Annotated in this window: 4 protein-coding genes; all 4 read right to left on the bottom strand. The window is 48.5% G+C overall.

Going from position 1 to position 3,703, the window contains the following annotated elements:
• Positions 1–278: 278 nt before the first annotated feature.
• The 4 genes from KDK14_RS05070 to KDK14_RS21625 are packed head-to-tail and all read right to left on the bottom strand — an operon-like array spanning position 279 to position 3,614.
• Complete coding sequence (locus KDK14_RS05070; protein ID WP_257263930.1) at positions 279–1,439, bottom strand: ABC transporter permease; 1,161 nt, start codon at positions 1,437–1,439, stop codon at positions 279–281.
• Positions 1,433–2,134 (bottom strand): ATP-binding cassette domain-containing protein, encoded by a 702-nt coding sequence (locus KDK14_RS05065; protein WP_257263929.1) that lies wholly within the window; start codon positions 2,132–2,134, stop codon positions 1,433–1,435. Before KDK14_RS05065 ends, KDK14_RS05070 begins: the two co-directional genes overlap by 7 nt.
• 11 nt (positions 2,135–2,145) lie before the next feature.
• Entirely contained in the window at positions 2,146–2,727 is a 582-nt protein-coding gene (locus tag KDK14_RS05060; RefSeq protein WP_257263928.1) for a hypothetical protein, read from the bottom strand.
• Positions 2,724–3,614 carry a RimK/LysX family protein gene (locus KDK14_RS21625; RefSeq protein WP_257263927.1) on the bottom strand — a complete coding sequence of 297 codons (891 nt, stop codon included), beginning with the start codon at positions 3,612–3,614 and terminating at the stop codon, positions 2,724–2,726. Before KDK14_RS21625 ends, KDK14_RS05060 begins: the two co-directional genes overlap by 4 nt.
• Positions 3,615–3,703 lie beyond the last annotated feature (89 nt).

Here is a 3,703-nt window from a genome sequence, read left to right as displayed (position 1 = left end):
ATGAAATCATATATTTCTGACTCCTTGTGCCGACACTCTCGGCAACTGCTCCTGCATCCATGCAGTCATGCTTCGTTCAACTCCGGTAACATAGCTACGGCCAGTCTCCCTCCGTTGTGCCTCACATAGTACCAGCCCAAGTAGCCAGAAATATTCAATTCCATATGGCTACCTACTGAGCGTTATTAACTGAGTTATGAGCTTGATAATACTCCACCCACAGCACGGAGAGCTTGGGTGGAGATGGGGCGGGCCACGCAGTCAGGGCGGCCATCCGCTTAGTGGTGGGAGGATGTCAATAACCATTCTATCAGGAAAAAATCAGCGGTATGAGCCGACAGCGTTTCGCTGGCAATAAAACCCAGGAATAGGGCGCCGCAGATAATTAACAGAGGCTCAAGCAGGGCCATAACACCGATGCAGGCCTGGCTCATTCCCAGCGTCTGATAAACCTGTATTTCCTGTCTTCGTTCCTGAAGGTTTCGGGTCAAAGCATAATAAAGGGTCAGCAGGCACAACCCGAGCGTAACAAAAGAAATGAAAATCAGACTGACCGCTGCCCTGTCAAGATAGCCATAAAGTTGCTCCAGCTCTCTGGCTGGCATCGCAGCGGTTATCTTCAGGCCTTGTTCAGTGGCCGATTGATTCAGGCTTTTTTCCAATGCCAGAAGGGCCATACGATCCCTTAACTTGATATCGATAAAAGAAATATCATCAGGGCTTGACCAGCTGGGCGTATGGCCTTCGGCCCAAGATTTTCTTGCGGTTATCAAACCGTCAAGCGGAACATAAATACTGTCATCCTGGTGGTTATTCTGGCGTGGCAAAATACCGGCGATGGTAAATATATCTTTGTACTCTTGTTCAGATCCTGGTTCATTCCCATCTCCAATCGTCAACTGGTCGTTGATTTGGTAATCAAGGTTGTTGGCGATGTTTATCCCAATGTAAGCGGCCATTGGGTCAGCCAGTGCTGCAGAGCTGATCGGCTGTTGCTGTTTTCTATCCGGTTGTTTTGAATGATTGGCTGAATATCCGGTCAGTCGCTTTATCCCCTCAGGGCTGGTACCAATCACGGTGACTCCCCGGTGTGTTTCGCCATAGGCATAAGGAATGGCGTATTCAATCTCCGGGTGGTTCAGTAAGTCATCCAATAGGCTCAGGCGCATTTCTGGCGGTGGTGAGCCCACATGGAACAAAGAGAACAGAACCAACGGCATGGCAGGTGTTTCTTTACTGATGATCAGGTCACTTTGCAGTGAATAGCGATCAATAGTTTCAATCATTTGTTGCTTGATACCTTGAAACAGAAAGACAAGGTAAAAGCCAAAGGCCAGAACCAGCAGCATGGTCAGGGTATTTTTTTTCCGATAGTTCATGCTCTTTATGGCATGTTCACAAGTCAGTAATGCCGTACTGAACCCGTTGATGTTTACCATAGCCTGGCCACCTGTTGTGAATGGTTGATTTCTGACATATCAATACAACGGTCAAATCCCGGGTATGGGGTGTGGTCAACACAGATCAATGTCTGTTCATGCTCTCTGGTGCTTTTCAACAGCATGTCATAAAGGGTTGTGCGTGCCAGCGGATCCAGTGCTGATGCAGCTTCATCGGCCAGAATCAGCGGGGGAGAACCAATCAGTGCCCGGGCAATAGCGACCCGTTGTTGTTGACCAATGCTCAGCATGCCGGTGCTTTGACGCAGCAGTTCGGGGTTCTCCATGTTGAGGGCGGCCATCAGCTGATACGCTTCGTAATTCGCCGTGGTTTTCCGCTCTGCCAGTCGCTGCTGGCGCCATTGGGATAAACGACAGGGAAGTAAAATGTTTTCCAGTGGGTTCAGATAAGGAATCAATGTTGGCTGTTGGAAAATGTAACCCAGCTGGTCGGCTCGAAATGTTTCCCGTTCGGACCCGGACAGGCTGTTAATTGGCTGACCAAACAGGTCAATTCTGCCACTGTCCGGCAGAATTAACCCGGCCAGCAATTGCAGCAGCGTGGTCTTGCCAGAGCCATTTAACCCGGTAACCTGAAGGCGTTCACCGCGCTCTACGGTAAACAGAGGTATCGACAGGCAGCTTTGCTTTGCTCTGCTTAATTCAAGCTTTTCTACAGTCACTGCCTGACTCATACAGGGCCCTCTTAATCGTTAAAAAAGTTCAGAAAACCACGCTTTCTCGGTTGTTTCTTCAACTGGACCTCTTTGTACTCCTGGCTAAGATGTTGTTTATTTTGCCAGTTGTCACTGATTAACCAAACGCTGGTGTGCTTCAAGTCAGGTATTGCCTTGAAACCCAGAAAGATAAGATGAGACAGGTTTTCCGGGGTGTGACATTCATATTCGAGATAGCCGTTGATTTCTTTAAGGCTGTGCGGTGCCAAGAGCGATTCGGCCCCGGGATAAGGCGTGTCTGTCGGCTCAACAAGAAACTGCTTTTGTAATTGCCTGCACTGTGCATCCGCCGGAAGGGTTATCAGAGGTGTGAATTCCTGCAAATGGCTGGCCAGAGACACAAGTGGCAGCCTGGTGATCGCGGCTGCTGCCTCCGGGGAGATATAGAGAAACAGGCTAAGGGTACCCCCTTGCAGGTTAATATCCAGCGCCATAGAGGCGGGTTCATAGGCCCGGTGGATATTTTGCCTGACTTCCCCATGGCTTGAGGTTATTGCGATGGCAATACCCAGTATGAGGCCGACAGTAACCAGTTTGTGGTGAATGTTCATGGACAACGTTCCTGAAGATATCGCTTTCCGGCATCAATCAGTGCGGTATCTTTGAGAAAGTTGCGACCAATTAATAACTGTTGAGGAAAATTGCTGCGACTGATTAGGGAGGTCTCTATGATGCGCGTGATCTTACCCACTTTTATGGTATTACGGACAACCGCACGCTCACTGGGCGCACCTTTATGGGTGATTATTCTGGCGACACGGCTGACGGGCTGATGCATGGGTGTCTTCTGGCGGCTTTCCCGGTGAATAAAATCGTAGTAAACCCAGCGAGATCCATTTCTCTTGATGTGCATGCGGATGTTACGGGCATCCAGCGCGGTGGTTGTAGCACCACTGTCAACCAGTGAAGTAACCTTATGTTGCTTGATATTAACCAGAGTGGCGTTTTCCATATAGCCAAACAGTGGTTGGCCGCCAGCGGTGCAGGCCTGGCTGGTCTGTGAGACTGTCAACGACAAACCTGAAAAGAAGAGTATGCTGGCAAACTGTAAGTAGTTAACCAAATGACAACGTATTTTCTGGCCAATCGAACAGTCACTCTGCACCGATACAACTCCGGTCACATAGCCAAGACTATGACGGGTGCGTTGTGCCTCGCATGGTAACTGCCCACTTATCCAGAAATATACGATTCCATTTGACCAACTACCTGACAGCCGTCCTGATGGCTGATTGGCCTGATATTTGATGGCCTTGTTCATATCCCTGATAACCGCTTTACTCCGTTCAGCATTTATCTGAAAGCTATCGGCTACATGGGTAATGGTTTGATAGGCAACTTTCTCTACAAATGCCCATGGCGCGTGAACATAACTTGCACCATTCTCAGGGATGAAAAATGGTTGAGCAAAATATTTTTCACGGCAAATATTTTTCACGGCAAAGGCTTTGTTTTTGAAGTATTGCTTTCTCGTATACCTGAATCCGTAAGGTTTTGATTGCACCGGAAGAATTTTACCAATTTAAT

The sequence above is a fragment of the Endozoicomonas sp. ONNA2 genome, from assembly GCF_024606365.1.
Lineage (GTDB): Bacteria > Pseudomonadota > Gammaproteobacteria > Pseudomonadales > Endozoicomonadaceae > Endozoicomonas.
The sequence above is the reverse complement of the archived record's forward strand: the minus strand, read 5'-3'. Positions and strand labels throughout refer to the sequence as shown.